This window comes from Enterobacter cloacae complex sp. FDA-CDC-AR_0164 (assembly GCF_003071645.1).
Taxonomy (GTDB): domain Bacteria; phylum Pseudomonadota; class Gammaproteobacteria; order Enterobacterales; family Enterobacteriaceae; genus Enterobacter; species Enterobacter ludwigii.
Genome location: NZ_CP028950.1, coordinates 1,838,968 through 1,854,560, shown reverse-complemented (window position 1 = coordinate 1,854,560; position 15,593 = coordinate 1,838,968). Strand labels below are relative to the sequence as shown.

The following is a 15,593-nucleotide window of genomic DNA, read 5'->3' as shown; positions in this document are numbered from 1 at the left end:
CCGAAGCGTCCTTTTTTAATTCAGGGATAAGTAATTAGCCCAGAACTTTAGCAACAACGCCCGCGCCAACGGTACGGCCGCCTTCACGGATTGCGAAACGCAGACCGTCGTCCATCGCGATTGGGTGGATCAGCGTCACAACCATCTTGATGTTGTCGCCTGGCATTACCATCTCAACGCCTTCTGGCAGTTCGATGGTACCGGTCACGTCAGTTGTACGGAAGTAGAACTGTGGACGGTAGCCTTTGAAGAACGGAGTATGACGGCCGCCTTCGTCTTTGGACAGGATATACACTTCAGATTCGAACTTGGTGTGTGGCTTGATTGAGCCTGGCTTAGCCAGTACCTGACCACGTTCGATTTCTTCACGTTTGATACCACGCAGCAGAACACCTACGTTCTCACCAGCACGGCCTTCGTCCAGCAGTTTGCGGAACATTTCAACGCCAGTACAGGTAGACTTAGCAGTCTCTTTGATACCAACGATTTCAACTTCTTCGCCAACTTTGATGATACCGCGCTCAACACGACCGGTAACAACGGTACCACGACCGGAGATGGAGAATACGTCTTCGATTGGCAGCAGGAACGGCTTGTCAATCGCACGCTCTGGTTCTGGGATGTAAGAATCCAGGAAGCCAGCCAGTTCGATGATTTTCTCTTCCCACTCTGCTTCGCCTTCCAGCGCTTTCAGCGCGGAACCACGAACGATTGGGGTGTCGTCGCCTGGGAAATCGTACTGAGACAGCAGTTCACGAACTTCCATCTCTACCAGTTCCAGCAGCTCTTCGTCATCAACCATGTCACATTTGTTCAGGAACACGATGATGTAAGGAACGCCTACCTGACGACCCAGCAGGATGTGCTCACGGGTCTGAGGCATTGGGCCGTCAGTCGCAGCAACAACCAGGATCGCGCCGTCCATCTGCGCAGCACCGGTGATCATGTTTTTAACATAGTCGGCGTGGCCTGGGCAGTCTACGTGTGCGTAGTGGCGAGTCGGGGTGTCATACTCAACGTGAGAGGTGTTGATGGTGATACCACGCGCTTTTTCTTCTGGTGCGTTATCGATCTGGTCGAATGCACGAGCAGCACCGCCGTAGGTTTTAGCCAGTACGGTAGTGATTGCAGCGGTCAGGGTAGTTTTACCATGGTCAACGTGGCCGATAGTACCAACGTTGACGTGCGGTTTTGTACGTTCAAATTTTTCTTTAGACACGGCTATATTCCTTACTATAGTGCTCTCCCCTTCGGAGAGAGCACGGGACTTAGGTTTTAATCCTGTGGATTACTTACCACGGGCTTCGATAACGGCCTGAGCAACGTTGTTAGGCGCATCATCATACTTCAGGAATTCCATGGTGTATGATGCACGACCTTTGGTCAGAGAACGCAGCTGAGTTGCATATCCGAACATTTCAGACAGCGGAACTTCAGCATGGATCTTAACGCCAGTTACTTCGGATTCCTGACCGCGCAGCATACCGCGACGACGGCTCAAGTCACCGATAACGTCACCGGTGTTCTCTTCAGGAGTCTCTACTTCAACCTTCATGATTGGCTCAAGCAGAACTGGTTTTGCTTTCTTAAAGCCTTCTTTAAAGGCAATAGACGCAGCCAGTTTAAACGCCAGTTCAGAGGAGTCAACGTCGTGGTAAGAACCGAAGTGCAGACGGACACCCATGTCAACAACCGGATAGCCAGCCAGAGGGCCCGCTTTCAGCTGTTCCTGGATACCTTTATCAACGGCTGGGATGTATTCGCCAGGAATTACACCACCTTTGATGTCGTTGATGAACTCGTAACCTTTAGGGTTAGAGCCCGGCTCCAGTGGGTACATGTCGATCACAACGTGACCGTACTGACCGCGACCACCAGACTGCTTAGCGTGTTTACCTTCAACATCGGTAACTTTCGCACGAATCGCTTCGCGGTAAGCAACCTGAGGTTTACCCACGTTCGCTTCAACGTTGAATTCACGCTTCATACGGTCAACGATGATGTCCAGGTGCAGTTCACCCATACCAGCGATGATGGTCTGGTTAGATTCTTCATCAGTCCATACGCGGAATGATGGGTCTTCTTTCGCCAGACGGCCCAGAGCCAGACCCATTTTTTCCTGGTCAGCTTTGGTTTTTGGTTCAACCGCGATGGAGATTACCGGCTCAGGGAATTCCATACGCTCCAGAATGATCGGGTGATCCGGGTCACACAGGGTGTCACCAGTAGTCACGTCTTTCAGACCGATTGCTGCAGCGATGTCGCCCGCACGAACTTCTTTGATCTCTTCACGTTTGTTAGCGTGCATCTGTACGATACGGCCAAAACGTTCACGCGCCGTTTTCACGGAGTTCAGGATGGTGTCACCGGAGTTAACCACACCAGAGTAAACGCGGAAGAAGGTCAGGTTACCCACGAATGGGTCGGTAGCAATTTTGAACGCCAGTGCAGAGAACGGCTCTTCGTCGCTTGCGTGACGTTCAGCCGGAGTATCTTTACCGTCGTCCAGGATGCCGTTGATCGCAGGAACGTCAACCGGGGATGGCAGGTAATCAATTACCGCATCCAGCATCGCCTGAACACCTTTGTTCTTGAATGCAGAACCACAGGTTACCAGGATGATTTCGTTGTTCAGAACACGCTGACGCAGAGCTTTTTTGATCTCTTCTTCAGTCAGTTCTTCACCACCCAGGTATTTCTCCATCAGCTCTTCAGAAGCTTCAGCAGCGGATTCGATCAGGTTCTGGTGCCATTCGTCAGCCAGGTCCTGCATCTCAGCTGGGATATCTTCGTATTCGAAGGTAACGCCCTGGTCTGCATCGTTCCAGTTGATGGCTTTCATTTTCACCAGGTCGATAACGCCGGTGAAGCCTTCTTCAGCACCAATTGCCAGCTGCAGCGGAACAGGGTTCGCGCCCAGACGGGATTTGATCTGACCAACAACTTTCAGGAAGTTAGCACCCATACGGTCCATTTTGTTAACGAACGCGATGCGTGGAACTTTATATTTGTTCGCCTGACGCCATACGGTCTCAGACTGTGGCTGAACACCACCAACTGCGCAATAAACCATTACCGCGCCGTCAAGAACACGCATGGAACGTTCTACTTCGATGGTGAAGTCAACGTGCCCTGGGGTGTCGATGATGTTAACGCGATGCGGTTCGTACTGCTTAGCCATACCTGACCAGAATGCAGTAGTCGCTGCGGAGGTGATAGTAATACCACGCTCCTGCTCCTGTTCCATCCAGTCCATGGTGGCTGCGCCGTCATGAACTTCACCGATTTTATGGTTTACACCGGTGTAGAACAGAATACGTTCGGTAGTAGTGGTCTTACCGGCGTCGATGTGCGCACTGATACCAATGTTACGGTAACGTGCGATGGGTGTTGTACGAGCCATTTGATTCCTCGTTTGTTTCTTTAGGCGTTCAGTTAAGTAACCCAGGACGGGCAGCTTCGCTGAAGCGCCCGCCTGGTGACTAATACTCCGAAGGGATTACCAACGGTAGTGTGCGAACGCCTTGTTGGCTTCTGCCATACGGTGAACGTCTTCACGTTTCTTAACTGCAGTACCTTTGTTTTCTGCAGCATCAGAAAGTTCGTTCGCCAGACGCAGAGCCATGGATTTATCACCGCGTTTACGAGCAGCTTCAACGATCCAACGCATTGCCAGAGCATTACGACGAACCGGACGAACTTCAACTGGAACCTGATAAGTAGAACCACCAACGCGGCGAGACTTAACTTCTACAGTCGGGCGCACGTTGTCGAGAGCGACTTCGAAAGCTTCCAGTTCATTTTTACCAGAGCGCTGAGCCAGGGTCTCCAGCGCGCTGTATACGATTGCTTCTGCAGTAGATTTTTTACCATCTACCATCAGGATATTTACAAATTTTGCCAGCAGTTCTGATCCGAATTTCGGATCTGGAAGAATTTTACGCTGACCAATGACGCGACGACGTGGCATGGGAATACTCCGTTGTTAATTCAGGATTGTCCAAAACTCTACGAGTTTAGTTTGACATTAAGATAAATCAGTTTGGCCTTACTTAACGGAGAACCATTAAGCCTTAGGACGCTTCACGCCGTACTTGGAGCGAGCCTGCTTACGGTCTTTAACACCTGAGCAGTCCAGCGCACCACGAACGGTGTGGTAACGAACACCCGGAAGGTCTTTAACACGACCGCCACGGATCAGGATCACGGAGTGCTCCTGCAGGTTGTGACCTTCACCACCGATGTAGGAAGTCACTTCGAAACCGTTAGTCAAACGCACACGGCATACTTTACGCAGTGCGGAGTTTGGTTTTTTAGGAGTGGTGGTATATACACGAGTACATACGCCACGTTTCTGCGGGCAGGCTTCCAGTGCAGGCACGTTGCTTTTTGCAACTTTGCGCGCACGTGGTTTGCGTACCAGCTGGTTAACTGTTGCCATTAAATAGCTCCTGGTTTTAGCTTTTGCTTCGTAAACACGTAATAAAACGACCTCATACAATATGAGGACGCGAAATTTTAGGGCTACGTCGAAAAGGTGTCAAGAAATATACAGCGATCTCGGATCACCAGTTCATTTGACTGGCGTGCGTCACAGTAAGATTGACGAAATCAGTATAGCCAACCACGTCAATTTTGGCTGAAATTTGACCAGAAAGACCTCGCGCCTCAAGATCGTCTTTCAGCGCAGAGACGGATATGGGGGCATTGCTGAGAATTTCAACGAAACGACTTCCTTCAAGCGCAGCCAGTACGCCATCCTGAATCAGCAGCAGGTCATCACCTTCGCGCAGCATACTCAGTAATGCGTCGATATCACAATGCCACGGTGAACGGCTCAGGGTATGGAGCATGTCAGCCTCAGAAATTCAGAACAGTGTCGTAATGGGAAAGTTGGTCGCGCAGCGCGTCGGCCGGGAGGAGTGTTATATCCAGCACGAAAGACGTCTTATCGCGCAGACCGCGCGCAGCCAGAGAATCAGCGCAGACAAAAAAGGTTTCAATGTCGTAAAGCGGCAGCACTTTAAAGGTCGCGATGTAATCCCGCGCCAGAATAGCCTGCGGCTGCTGGCCTGCCAGAAGCTGAAACACGCCATCCCCTAAAAAGAAGACACCGATGTCTTCGGTCAGTGCTGATGTTGCGAGCAACGCATCCAGCCCTTCTCTGCCGGACGCACTACCGTGCGGAGCAGATGAAAAAACAAACGCCACGCGTTTCATCAGAATTGCACCACTCTGTCGCAGGTTAACGCAGCCTGTGCCAGTGCGCCCAGACCGCTCAACGAAAACCCCGGCTGCAGGTTGGCCCCTGGCAAGCCAAGACGTTCAGCTTCGGTGGCATCGGTCACGCCGCGACGCAGGGCTGCCGCCACGCAGATATGCAGCGCAACCCCCCTTGTCTCGTTCAGCGTCTGCCAGGCGCGCACCAGATCAAATTCATCGCTGGCCGGTGAGGTAAACTGGTTGGCGTTATACACCCCTTCCCGATAAAAGAAGACGCTCACCAGCTCATGTCCGGCAGCCAGTAACGCATGCGCAAACTGCAGCGCGCTGCTGGCCTGCTGAGTACCATACGCCGGGCCTGTCACCATCAGCGAAAAACGCATTACTTGTCTTGCCCCTGGAAATCACCGCTTTTGAACTGGCGGATGTAGAGGTAGACCGTATGCTTGGAAATGTTCAGGCGATCGGCCACCTGGTTAATGGCGTCTTTGATGTCAAAAATCCCTTTCTCATAGAGATTCAGCACGATCTGACGATTCTTGGCGTTGTTCGATACGTTGCGATCGGCATTCACCTCTTCGATAGTGAACTCAAGCGTCTGCGTCACCAGATCTTCAACCGAGGAGGCAAAGTTAACTGAGGAGCCAACGTCCGGCGTTTCAGGCGGTATGAAAGTGCTCATGATTTGCGAGAACGGCACATCAAGGTTCATGTTGATGCACAACAGACCGATCACGCGATGCTCGCGATTTCGAATCGCGATGGTTTCTGATTTCATCAGTACGCCGCTTTTGGCGCGAGTGAAATAACATTTGGAGACACTGCTGTCCGCGCCGGTCATGTCATGCAGCATACGCAATGCAAGGTCGGTGATTGGCGAACCAATTTTACGGCCAGTATGCTCACCATTAGCAATGCGGATGGCGGAACACTTAAGATCTTGCAGGGAGTGCAATACGATTTCGCAGTGGGACCCAATGAGCATCGCTAACCCGTCCACTACCGCCTCGTAGGATTTCAGAATATCGAAGTCGGTCTGGTCGAAAGGACGTTGATCCAGTAAATCAAGTTCACTGGTTTCGTTGGTTAAAAGCGACCTGGACATGAAAAAAACACTCCTTTTCAGGAGCCTGTCGTTAGGTTTTCAGGGCAGGCTCATTATCTACACGGACAACTAAATTAATACAGCGTGCATAACGCTTTCCAGTGTTAATTATATCTGCCCCACAATAAAAAAAACCGCCGCCTTAAAGGCGGCGGTTTTCATTCCATTACTTCTTCGCGTCTGTCGCAGCTTTCTGTTCTGCCTGCGCTTCTGGTTTCGCATCAGCTTTCGGTGCTGGCTTGATGTCCAGCAGCTCTACGTCAAAGACCAGGGTAGAGTTAGCAGGGATACCTGGAACGCCGGTTTTGCCATATGCCAGATCCGGTGGAATAACCAGTTTGATCTTGCCACCTTTCTTGATGTTTTTCAGACCTTCAGTCCAGCCTGGGATCACACCATCCAGACGGAAGGAGAGAGGCTCACCACGGGTGTAAGAGTTATCGAACTCTTTACCGTCGATCAGCGTACCTTTGTAGTTAACCACGACAGTATCGCTGTCTTTAGGCGCATCACCGGTACCTTCTTTCTCAACTTTATACACCAGACCCGTAGAGGAGGTTTTCACGCCCTTCTCTTTAGCAAAGGTATCGCGGTAAGCTTTGCCTTTCGCTTCGTTGTCTTTTGCATCCGCTTCCATCTTGGTCTGAGCGGCACCTTTCACACGTGCTTCGAACGCCTGCAGAGTCTGTTCAATTTCCTGGTCAGACAGTTTGCTCTTATCTGCAAATGCGTCCTGAACGCCCGCGATCAGCTGAGCTTTGTCCAGTTTAATGCCCAGTTTCTCTTGTTCTTTCAGAGAGTTTTCCATGTAACGACCCAGAGATGCGCCAAGTGCGTAGGCGGATTTCTGGTCGTCATTTTTGAACGCCGCTTTGCTGTCTGCAGTTGCAGCAGGCTTCGCAGCAGTATCAGCAGCGAAGGACAGCGGCGCGTTCAGCGCAACAGCCATCGTCGTCGCCAGCAGCGTTACTTTAAACAGTGATTTCATCCATATCTCCAGGGCCTGGGGACTCTCACCCCAGCGTTAAACGTAAATGAGTTACGTACTATAAAACGTTGCGGAAGAAATCTACAGACAGACTCTCCCGATTCTCGCCACTTTTCAGACTATTTTTGTTTAAATAAGTTTCTTGCCAAGGGGATAGATACTGAACTTAAGGATAAACTCAGTTAAACTTCGCCGCCGCTGGCCGATTGTGGTTAATGAGATACAACGAGGTGAATGATGAAGGACACAATGTTAGAAGCGAGAATGGCTGAGCTGGAAAGCCGCCTGGCTTTCCAGGACATCACCATCGAAGAGCTAAACCAGACTGTGACCGCACATGAACTGGAAATGGCGAAACTGCGGGATCTCATGCGCCTGCTGACGGACAAACTGAAGGCCACACAGCCGTCACATATTGCCTCTCAGTCAGAAGAGACGCCACCACCTCATTATTGAGGCGTAAAAAAAGCGGGATTATTATCCCGCTTTTTTATTTTCCGCATAACGGAATTAGTGGCAACCGCAGCCGCCGTTACCGCAACCACCTTTACCGTGGTCGTGACCATGGTCGTGATCGTGGCCGTGACCACCGCAGCAGCCGTCGTGGCCGTGATCGTGGTCATGGTCGTGACCGTGCGCACCGTGAACGTGGCCATGAGCCAGCTCTTCTTCGGTCGCTTCACGGATCGCAACAACTTCTACGTTGAATTTCAGGTTCTGGCCAGCCAGCATGTGGTTGCCGTCAACCACAACGTGGTCGTCTTCCACTTCAGTGATTTCAACAGGAACCGGACCCTGGTCAGTTTCCGCCAGGAAGCGCATGCCAACCTGCAGTTCGTCAACGCCCATGAACACGTCTTTAGGAACGCGCTGCACCAGGTTGTCGTCGTACTGACCGTAAGCGTCGTTCGCGCCAACAGCAACGTCGAATTTGTCGCCAACGTCGTGACCTTCCAGCGCGTTTTCCAGGCCGGAAATCAGGGAACCGTGACCATGCAGGTAGTCAAGCGGCGCACTCACCGGAGACTCATCAACCAACACACCGTCTTCTGTACGTACCTGATAGGCCAGGCTGACCACCAGGTCTTTTGCTACTTTCATGATATCTCCTGAGCAAGGGAAAATTGCTGGCGCAGATTGTAGCGGAAATCTGCACCCGTGTACCCTTTAGCTTAAAAAAACTCAGGGCATATCGCTAGTCCGGATGAAAAATCCCGATAACTTGCTCTTCTTTGCGAACATGATCGCGGGCTTCTTTATCCGCCTCGCGCATCTGATGACCGCACTTAACACACTCTACGACATCAATATTATTTTCCCGCCACATCGCCAGCGTATCTTGCGCCTGGCAGCTCGGGCATTTTGCGCCCGCAATAAAGCGTTTACGTACAGCCATCTTTCGTTACCCTTTATTCAAATTCATCCCAGCCATCGAGCTGGCGTCGTTCCTGTTGCATCTCTCGCTGGAAAATTTCTTCCAGCTCGCGACGCGCTTCCCGCACGCGGGAGATCTGCGCCGTATCAGAGTGTACCGGCATTAATTCGCGCAGCATTCGCATGTCCAGCCGGCGAAAATGCATCTGGGCCCGCTGAGCCTGATGGGGATGCATGCCCAGCGAAATCAGCGCTTTACGTCCCAACTCCAGCGCACTGGAAAATGTCTCACGGGAGAAGTGCTTCACACCTGCCTGCAGCAGTTCGTGCGCTTCAACACGTCCACGCGCACGCGCCAGAATATGCAGATGCGGGAAATGCTGCTGGCACAGTTCCACCAGCTTCATCGTATCTTCCGGATCGTTGCAGGTAATCACGATGGATTCTGCTGCTTCTGCCCCCGCTGAACGCAACAGTTCGAGCTGGGTCGCGTCGCCGTAGTAAACCTTGTAGCCGTATTTACGCATCAGGTTCACCGCGCTGATATCGCGCTCCAGTACCGTAATGCGCATTTTGTTCGCCATCAGCAGACGTCCAATCACCTGCCCAAAGCGGCCAAAGCCCACCACAATCACCTGCGGCTTATCATCCTCCACCCACGGCATCTCATCTTCATCCTCTGTCGGATTTAAACGCCGTGAGAGCAGCTTATCCACCAGCCTGATGAGCAGCGGGGTGGTCATCATCGACAGCGTGACCGTCACCAGCAACAGCGCCATCTGATCGTCTTTAAACAGCTTCTGGGAGGAGGCGGTGGAGAACAGCACGAACGCGAACTCTCCGCCCTGACTTAAGACGCTGGCAAACTGCATGCGTTCGGAACTGCGCAGCCCGTATATCCGTGCCATGACGTACAGCACCAGCGTTTTTACCGCCACCAGTACAACAACGCTCATCACCACCCACAGCAAATGGGTATAGAGCACGCCCAGGTTGAGCGCCATTCCCACCGAAATAAAGAACAGCCCTAACAGCAGCCCTTTAAACGGATCGATAGCCGTTTCCAGTTCGTGACGATATTCGCTTTCGGCAAGGAGCACCCCGGCGATAAACGTACCGAGCGCCATCGACAGCCCCAGCGCGTCCATAAACAATGCCGAGCCCAGCACCAGCAGCAGCGTCGCGGCAGTAAACACCTCGCGCACGCCAGAGGCGGCAATAAAACGAAACACCGGCCGCAGCAGGAAACGTCCGCCAATCAGCATGCCGGCGAAGGCCAGCACCTTCATGGAGATTTTGACCCAGTCAAAATGATCGTCACCAGAGCCTGCCAGTAACGGCACCAGTGCCAGCGCCGGGATCACGGCCAGGTCCTGAAACAGCAGTACCGAAAAGCCCAGCTGTCCTGCCTCGTTGCGGTTCATCCCTTTGTCACGCATTAACTGCAGCGCCATCGCTGTCGACGACATCGCAAGACCTATTCCGCCGATCACTGCCGCCTGCCACGAGAAGTTGGTCAGCATTAACAGCCCGGCCAGAATCGCGGCACTGAACAAGACCTGCGCCGCCCCCACGCCAAATATCGATCGCCGGAGCTGCCACAGTTTTGACGGGTTCAGTTCGAGGCCAATGATGAACATCAGGAACACCACGCCCAGTTCAGAGAAGTGGAGAATTTCATCCACATCGCTGATGAACCCCAGCCCCCAGGGGCCAATGGCGATACCGGCCAGCAGGTAGCCCAGCACCGCGCCAATGCCCAGCCGGGCGGCCAGCGGAACCGCCACCACTGCGGCAAATAAAAACAGCACGCCGGCCAGGAGTAAATTCGATCCTTCCATTAGCGACCTCCCGCCGAAATCGGTGATGCCAGCCAATCGCCATACGCTCTGGCGTGGCTCGCCAGCGCTTCAGGCTTCTGGCGACGCGCCCAGTAGACAATAATCGGGCTCATCCAGTGCATGCGGCACATCGCGGCCGTCAGCTCAAACGGTCGCAGGATATCGCTCATGGGATAACGGTTAAGACCGTCGTGGCGGTAAGCGCTCTCTGGCTCACCGGTCGTAATGACACTGCGCCAGTACTTTCCCGCCAGCTGGTTGCCCCCCACCCCGCTGGAGAACCCCCGGCTCAGCACACGGTCCAGCCACTCTTTCAGCAGTGCCGGACAGCTATAGGTATAAAGCGGATGCTGGAACACAATCACGTCATGCTGACGCAGCAGTTCCTGCTCGTAAGGAATATCAATAAAGAAATCAGGATAGTGCGCGTAGAGATCGTGCACCGTCACATTGCTGAGCTGAGTAGCCGGCTTAAGCAGAACCCGGTTTGCCACCGAGTCCTGAGATTCCGGATGGGCATACAGCAGCAGCACTTTCGCTGTCTGAGACATCACTCCCCTCCCGGTTCTGTTTCTGTTTTTGTGTATCGTCGTTGTTTTGGGCTACCATGGCGGCCCGGTGCGGAAAATGGCCCACACCTTACATTATCATAATGACAAATTAACATAGTCGGAACATACGGCGCTTCTATGATTGTTTTCTCCTCGTTACAAATTCGCCGCGGCGTGCGCGTCCTGCTGGATAACGCCTCCGCCACCATCAATCCCGGTCAAAAAGTGGGTCTGGTCGGCAAAAACGGCTGCGGAAAATCGACCCTGCTTGCGCTGCTGAAAAACGAGATTAGCGCTGACGGCGGTAACTTTACCTATCCGGGCAACTGGCAGCTTGCCTGGGTAAACCAGGAGACGCCTGCCCTGAGCGAACCCGCTCTCGACTATGTTATCGACGGCGATCGTGAATACCGTAAGCTGGAAGCTGAACTGAACGCTGCCAACGAGCGTAATGACGGTCATGCTATCGCCACCGTCCACGGTAAGCTGGACGCCATCGACGCATGGACCATTCGCTCCCGCGCCTCCAGCCTGCTGCACGGTCTGGGTTTCAGCAACGAACAGCTTGAACGCCCCGTCAGCGACTTCTCCGGCGGCTGGCGTATGCGCCTTAACCTGGCGCAGGCACTGATTTGCCGTTCCGACCTGCTGCTGCTTGATGAACCCACTAACCACCTCGATCTCGATGCGGTTATTTGGCTGGAGAAGTGGCTCAAGAGCTATCAGGGCACTCTGATTCTGATCTCCCACGACCGCGACTTCCTCGACCCGGTGGTGGATAAAATCATTCATATCGAACAGCAAAACCTGTTTGAATACACCGGCAACTACAGCTCATTCGAGCGCCAGCGCGCGACGCGCCTTGCTCAACAGCAGGCGATGTACGAAAGCCAGCAGCAGCGCGTGGCGCATCTGCAAAGCTTTGTTGACCGCTTCAAGGCAAAAGCCTCTAAAGCCAAGCAGGCCCAGAGCCGCATCAAGATGCTGGAACGCATGGAGATGATCGCCCCGGCGCACGTCGATAACCCGTTCCACTTCAGTTTTCGCGAGCCCGAGAGCCTGCCGAACCCACTGCTGAAGATGGAAAAGGTGAGCGCTGGCTACGGCGATCGCATTATTCTCGACTCCATCAAGCTCAACCTGGTGCCGGGTTCACGTATTGGTCTGCTGGGGCGTAACGGCGCCGGTAAATCGACGCTGATTAAACTACTCGCGGGCGAGCTTAACCCGGTCAGCGGCGAGATCGGCCTGGCAAAAGGCATTAAGCTTGGCTACTTCGCCCAGCATCAGCTGGAATTCTTACGCGCAGATGAATCGCCCATCCAACACCTCGCGCGACTGGCGCCGCAGGAGATGGAGCAGAAGCTGCGCGATTACCTTGGCGGCTTTGGCTTCCAGGGCGATAAAGTCACCGAAAACACCGAACGTTTCTCCGGCGGCGAGAAAGCGCGTCTGGTGCTGGCGCTTATCGTCTGGCAGCGTCCGAACCTGCTGCTGCTCGATGAACCTACAAACCACCTCGATCTCGACATGCGTCAGGCGCTGACCGAAGCGTTAATTGAGTTTGAAGGCGCGCTGGTTGTCGTCTCGCACGATCGTCACCTGATCCGCTCTACAACGGACGATCTCTATTTAGTGCACGATGGCAAAGTCGAGCCGTTCGATGGCGATCTGGAAGACTATCAGCAGTGGCTAACGGACGTGCAGAAGCAGGAAAACCAGCCGGACGACTCGTCGAAAGATAACGCCAACAGCGCCCAGGCGCGTAAAGACCAGAAGCGCCGTGAAGCGGAACTGCGTACTCAAACCCAGCCGCTGCGTAAAGAGATTGCCCGTCTCGAAAAGGAGATGGAGAAACTTAACGCTCTGCTGGCTACCGTTGAAGAGAAGCTGGGCGACAGCGGTCTGTATGACCAGAGCCGTAAGGCAGAACTGACCGACTGCCTGCAGACACAGGCGAAAACGAAATCCAGCCTCGAAGCGTGCGAGATGGCGTGGCTGGACGCCCAGGAACAGCTGGAAGCCATGCTGCAGGCCGACTAAATCCCCGGGAGGGTTATGAGTTTCGATATCACGAGCGACATTACATTTCGTAAACTCAGCATCTTCATGACCTTTATGGAGAAGGGCAATATCGCCCGTACCGCCGAAGCGCTTGGCCTGAGCGGCGTTAGCGTGCACCGCGCGCTGCATACTCTCGAAGAAAATGTGCGCTGCCCGCTCTTTACGCACAAAGGTCGTAATCTCATTGCGCTGCCTTCAGCCTGGACGCTGCTGGAATATTGTCAGGAAGTAATGCAGGTAATGGCGCGCGGGCTGGAAGAAGCGCGCAAAACGGCCGGCGTTGGCCAGGGACGACTGCGCGTCGGCACGCTCTACTCGCTGACGCTGGAAACCGTGCCACGCCTGATTATGGGGATGAAACTGCGCCGTCCGGACCTGGAGATGGACCTGACGATGGGCTCTAACGAGACCCTGTTGCGTATGCTGGACGACGGTTTGCTCGACGCCATCCTCATCTCTATTTCCGAAAGCGATATCGACCGCAACAGTCTGGAAGTGCTCCCCCTGTTCCATGACGACATTTTTCTTGCCGCACCGGCCTCTGCCACGCTGAACACCAGCGGGCCTGCCGACTTACGTGATTACAAAGACCAGAAGTTTGTCGCGCTGTCGGAAGGGTTTGCCACCTACGCCGGGTTTCAGGAGGCGTTTCATATTGCCGGTTTCGAACCGGAAATCGTCACCCGCGTAAATGACATTTTCTCAATGCTGAGTCTGGTGCAGGCGGGCGTGGGCTTTACGCTCATGCCAGGCAGAATGAAGAAAGTGTATGAGAACTCAGTACAGCTACTGAAGCTGGCTCAGCCGTATCAAATGCAGCAGTTGATTGCCATTGTGTTTGCCCGCAACCGCGAGCAAGACCCCAGCCTGCGGGCACTGGCAGCCGAAGGGCGAATGTATGCCCGCAGTATCGCCACCGACCCTGCGCAGACCCTACCTTTGTAGCCGCTTAGCGAGGTGTACCGCCACGTCTACACCACTGCGCTCCAGCGAAACCGACTCCCCTTTCCAGGCCGCCTGACGCGTCAGGCAGGTCAGTACTCCGCCAGGTGGCATTTCAATCGCCAGCCGGGCTTCACGCTCGTTGGCAGAAATCACCGCTTCCTGCCAGCGCACCGTGCGCGCCATATTCATCGCCAGATCGTCCGCGATTTTCTCAGGCGTCCAGAGCACGCGTCCTGTGCTGCCGCTCAGGTAAGCACAGCGCGGGCGTGTGAGCGTGACGGATGTGAATGCCTCCACCAGCTTGTGCGCCGGCTCCGCCAGCAGTCCGCAATGGGAAGGCACGCTGACGGTCAGCCGATGCGCCTTATTAGCCCCTTTTGCCAGCGCGCGTTTCGCCACCTGCGCCATCCCCTCATCGGTGCCGGCGATCACAATCTGCGTTTCCGCGTTCAGATTGGCGATATACGTTCCGGTGCCTTCCAGCAACGCTTCAACCTGAGGCAGGGTCAGCCCCATTATCGCGGTCAGGCCATAACCGTGCGGATAGGCTTGCTCCATGAGATCGCCACGCAGCGCGACCAGCTTCAGCGCGTCGGCAAATTCCAGCGCACCGGCAATGACCGCGGCCGGATACGCGCCAATAGACAGACCGCTGACGATATCCGGTGCCACGCCGCGTTGTTCAAGCTCACGCGCCCAGGCAACACCGGCAATTAACAACGAAAGCTGAACGGCTCGCGTGTGGGTTAACGCTGCCGCGGTATCCAGCGTATCGACTTCGCCACCCAATACCTCGCGGGCCTGCTCCAGCGTCGTGCCAGGCAGGTTTTGCAGCATACCGACATGCTGGGTGCCCTGCCCTGGAAAGGTAAACAGTATTTTCATCACTCCTCCCTGTGCCACGGGTCCGCCACCAGACGTGGCCCACGGCGGGTCTTCAGCAACGTTTTGCCGTCGCGCAGCCACTCCGTCAGCGCAAAGCCGCCTTCAGGGGTGTCGACCTGGGTGTCTGCCCGACATAACGCGCGGCTGAGCTGTGACGCCCAGACACGAAAAGCGTCAGCCGACAGAGGCTGAGGGGCTCGCACCAGCAAATCGAGATCGCTGTCGGCATGAATGACCGGAATACCGGTCGCCAGGGCGTAGCCCGTGCTGCCCGTAATTCCCCACGTCCACGGCCATGCCTGCTGAGAAAGTTGCAACGCCACCTGCACCGGTGGCTGAGTCACAAACGGTGAACGCAGAAGATCGGCGGTCACGCTCAACGCCTCGGGTGAGACCACCCGCACGACGTTGTCTGGCTTCACCCAACCGGCCGCCCGCTGGTCGCGGCGTAAACCGCGTACCCCAACGGGAATACGGCCAGCGTTATCAACATCACGCCGCACGACCACCGGCAAACCGGTATGCCATACCGCATCCACCCAGTCGTCAGTGATGCCTTCCAGCGCGTCACGCGCGTTAAGCCAGATGAGGTCGTGAGGGCGTAATGTTGTGGTCAT

General features: G+C 54.4%; 18 protein-coding genes. 3 read left to right on the top strand and 15 right to left on the bottom strand.

The genetic code is table 11. The features are described 5' to 3' along the window. Positions 1-34 precede the first annotated feature (34 nt). From tuf to fkpA, 9 genes are all read right to left on the bottom strand, one after another. Positions 35-1,219: an elongation factor Tu gene (tuf, locus tag AM410_RS09010; RefSeq protein ID WP_014171903.1), complete on the bottom strand. Its 1,185-nt coding sequence runs from the start codon at positions 1,217-1,219 to the stop codon at positions 35-37. A 69-nt stretch (positions 1,220-1,288) separates the two neighbouring features. After that, a complete protein-coding gene (gene fusA / locus AM410_RS09005) occupies positions 1,289-3,403 on the bottom strand; it encodes an elongation factor G (RefSeq protein ID WP_014171904.1) in 2,115 nt (704 codons plus the stop codon). Between the two features lie 96 nt (positions 3,404-3,499). Then, positions 3,500-3,970 (bottom strand): 30S ribosomal protein S7, encoded by a 471-nt coding sequence (rpsG, locus tag AM410_RS09000; RefSeq protein ID WP_003861706.1) that lies wholly within the window; start codon positions 3,968-3,970, stop codon positions 3,500-3,502. A 96-nt stretch (positions 3,971-4,066) separates the two neighbouring features. Next, positions 4,067-4,441, bottom strand: coding sequence for a 30S ribosomal protein S12 (gene rpsL, locus AM410_RS08995; RefSeq protein WP_000246815.1), 375 nt, complete (start codon positions 4,439-4,441; stop codon positions 4,067-4,069). A gap of 124 nt (positions 4,442-4,565) precedes the next feature. Then, a complete protein-coding gene (tusB, locus tag AM410_RS08990) occupies positions 4,566-4,853 on the bottom strand; it encodes a sulfurtransferase complex subunit TusB (protein ID WP_014171906.1) in 288 nt (95 codons plus the stop codon). Positions 4,854-4,860: 7 nt separating this feature from the next. Beyond that, positions 4,861-5,220 carry a sulfurtransferase complex subunit TusC gene (tusC, locus tag AM410_RS08985; RefSeq protein ID WP_073397611.1) on the bottom strand — a complete coding sequence of 120 codons (360 nt, stop codon included), beginning with the start codon at positions 5,218-5,220 and terminating at the stop codon, positions 4,861-4,863. Further along, positions 5,220-5,606, bottom strand: coding sequence for a sulfurtransferase complex subunit TusD (gene tusD, locus AM410_RS08980; protein WP_014171908.1), 387 nt, complete (start codon positions 5,604-5,606; stop codon positions 5,220-5,222). The genes tusC and tusD overlap by 1 nt, the downstream gene beginning before the upstream one ends. Further along, the gene (locus tag AM410_RS08975; RefSeq protein WP_014171909.1) at positions 5,606-6,328 is read right to left on the bottom strand and encodes a helix-turn-helix transcriptional regulator; all 723 of its coding nucleotides are present in this window, start codon (positions 6,326-6,328) and stop codon (positions 5,606-5,608) included. The genes tusD and AM410_RS08975 overlap by 1 nt, the downstream gene beginning before the upstream one ends. 166 nt (positions 6,329-6,494) lie before the next feature. Then, positions 6,495-7,316, bottom strand: coding sequence for an FKBP-type peptidyl-prolyl cis-trans isomerase (fkpA, locus tag AM410_RS08970; RefSeq protein ID WP_014171910.1), 822 nt, complete (start codon positions 7,314-7,316; stop codon positions 6,495-6,497). Between the two features lie 237 nt (positions 7,317-7,553). Between fkpA and AM410_RS08965 the strand changes: the two genes are divergently transcribed. Beyond that, a complete protein-coding gene (locus AM410_RS08965) occupies positions 7,554-7,772 on the top strand; it encodes a protein SlyX (RefSeq protein ID WP_020884603.1) in 219 nt (72 codons plus the stop codon). A 54-nt stretch (positions 7,773-7,826) separates the two neighbouring features. Here AM410_RS08965 and slyD read toward each other — a convergent pair whose 3' ends face one another. The 4 genes from slyD to kefG form a co-directional block, all read right to left on the bottom strand. Next, positions 7,827-8,417, bottom strand: a complete 591-nt coding sequence (gene slyD, locus AM410_RS08960) for a peptidylprolyl isomerase (protein ID WP_014171912.1) — start codon at positions 8,415-8,417, stop codon at positions 7,827-7,829. A gap of 94 nt (positions 8,418-8,511) precedes the next feature. Beyond that, a complete protein-coding gene (locus tag AM410_RS08955; RefSeq protein ID WP_013099038.1) occupies positions 8,512-8,712 on the bottom strand; it encodes a YheV family putative zinc ribbon protein in 201 nt (66 codons plus the stop codon). 13 nt (positions 8,713-8,725) lie between these two features. Further along, entirely contained in the window at positions 8,726-10,531 is a 1,806-nt protein-coding gene (gene kefB / locus AM410_RS08950; protein WP_020884602.1) for a glutathione-regulated potassium-efflux system protein KefB, read from the bottom strand. Next, the gene (kefG, locus tag AM410_RS08945; protein WP_020884601.1) at positions 10,531-11,082 is read right to left on the bottom strand and encodes a glutathione-regulated potassium-efflux system ancillary protein KefG; all 552 of its coding nucleotides are present in this window, start codon (positions 11,080-11,082) and stop codon (positions 10,531-10,533) included. Before kefG ends, kefB begins: the two co-directional genes overlap by 1 nt. A gap of 138 nt (positions 11,083-11,220) precedes the next feature. On the opposite strand from kefG, the gene AM410_RS08935 reads away from it, so the two are divergent. Both AM410_RS08935 and AM410_RS08930 read left to right on the top strand, forming a co-directional pair. Continuing rightward, the gene (locus AM410_RS08935; RefSeq protein WP_073397612.1) at positions 11,221-13,125 is read left to right on the top strand and encodes an ABC transporter ATP-binding protein; all 1,905 of its coding nucleotides are present in this window, start codon (positions 11,221-11,223) and stop codon (positions 13,123-13,125) included. Positions 13,126-13,140: 15 nt separating this feature from the next. Next, a complete protein-coding gene (locus AM410_RS08930; protein ID WP_014171916.1) occupies positions 13,141-14,091 on the top strand; it encodes a LysR family transcriptional regulator in 951 nt (316 codons plus the stop codon). Here the strand turns inward: AM410_RS08930 and mdcH are convergent. Then, positions 14,080-14,976, bottom strand: coding sequence for a malonate decarboxylase subunit epsilon (gene mdcH / locus AM410_RS08925; protein ID WP_083599694.1), 897 nt, complete (start codon positions 14,974-14,976; stop codon positions 14,080-14,082). The genes AM410_RS08930 and mdcH overlap by 12 nt on opposite strands. Continuing rightward, positions 14,976-15,593 (bottom strand): malonate decarboxylase holo-ACP synthase, encoded by a 618-nt coding sequence (locus tag AM410_RS08920; RefSeq protein WP_044857565.1) that lies wholly within the window; start codon positions 15,591-15,593, stop codon positions 14,976-14,978. Before AM410_RS08920 ends, mdcH begins: the two co-directional genes overlap by 1 nt.

Coding starts and splice junctions, on each gene's coding strand:
- kefB (WP_020884602.1), bottom strand. CDS start 10,531: ATGGAAGGATCGAATTTACTCCTGGCCGGCGTGCTGTTTTTATTTGCC.
- AM410_RS08930 (WP_014171916.1), top strand. CDS start 13,141: ATGAGTTTCGATATCACGAGCGACATTACATTTCGTAAACTCAGCATC.
- slyD (WP_014171912.1), bottom strand. CDS start 8,417: ATGAAAGTAGCAAAAGACCTGGTGGTCAGCCTGGCCTATCAGGTACGT.
- mdcH (WP_083599694.1), bottom strand. CDS start 14,976: ATGAAAATACTGTTTACCTTTCCAGGGCAGGGCACCCAGCATGTCGGT.
- rpsG (WP_003861706.1), bottom strand. CDS start 3,970: ATGCCACGTCGTCGCGTCATTGGTCAGCGTAAAATTCTTCCAGATCCG.
- AM410_RS08935 (WP_073397612.1), top strand. CDS start 11,221: ATGATTGTTTTCTCCTCGTTACAAATTCGCCGCGGCGTGCGCGTCCTG.
- AM410_RS08965 (WP_020884603.1), top strand. CDS start 7,554: ATGAAGGACACAATGTTAGAAGCGAGAATGGCTGAGCTGGAAAGCCGC.
- AM410_RS08920 (WP_044857565.1), bottom strand. CDS start 15,593: ATGACCACAACATTACGCCCTCACGACCTCATCTGGCTTAACGCGCGT.
- fusA (WP_014171904.1), bottom strand. CDS start 3,403: ATGGCTCGTACAACACCCATCGCACGTTACCGTAACATTGGTATCAGT.
- rpsL (WP_000246815.1), bottom strand. CDS start 4,441: ATGGCAACAGTTAACCAGCTGGTACGCAAACCACGTGCGCGCAAAGTT.
- AM410_RS08955 (WP_013099038.1), bottom strand. CDS start 8,712: ATGGCTGTACGTAAACGCTTTATTGCGGGCGCAAAATGCCCGAGCTGC.
- tusC (WP_073397611.1), bottom strand. CDS start 5,220: ATGAAACGCGTGGCGTTTGTTTTTTCATCTGCTCCGCACGGTAGTGCG.
- AM410_RS08975 (WP_014171909.1), bottom strand. CDS start 6,328: ATGTCCAGGTCGCTTTTAACCAACGAAACCAGTGAACTTGATTTACTG.
- tusD (WP_014171908.1), bottom strand. CDS start 5,606: ATGCGTTTTTCGCTGATGGTGACAGGCCCGGCGTATGGTACTCAGCAG.
- kefG (WP_020884601.1), bottom strand. CDS start 11,082: ATGTCTCAGACAGCGAAAGTGCTGCTGCTGTATGCCCATCCGGAATCT.
- fkpA (WP_014171910.1), bottom strand. CDS start 7,316: ATGAAATCACTGTTTAAAGTAACGCTGCTGGCGACGACGATGGCTGTT.
- tusB (WP_014171906.1), bottom strand. CDS start 4,853: ATGCTCCATACCCTGAGCCGTTCACCGTGGCATTGTGATATCGACGCA.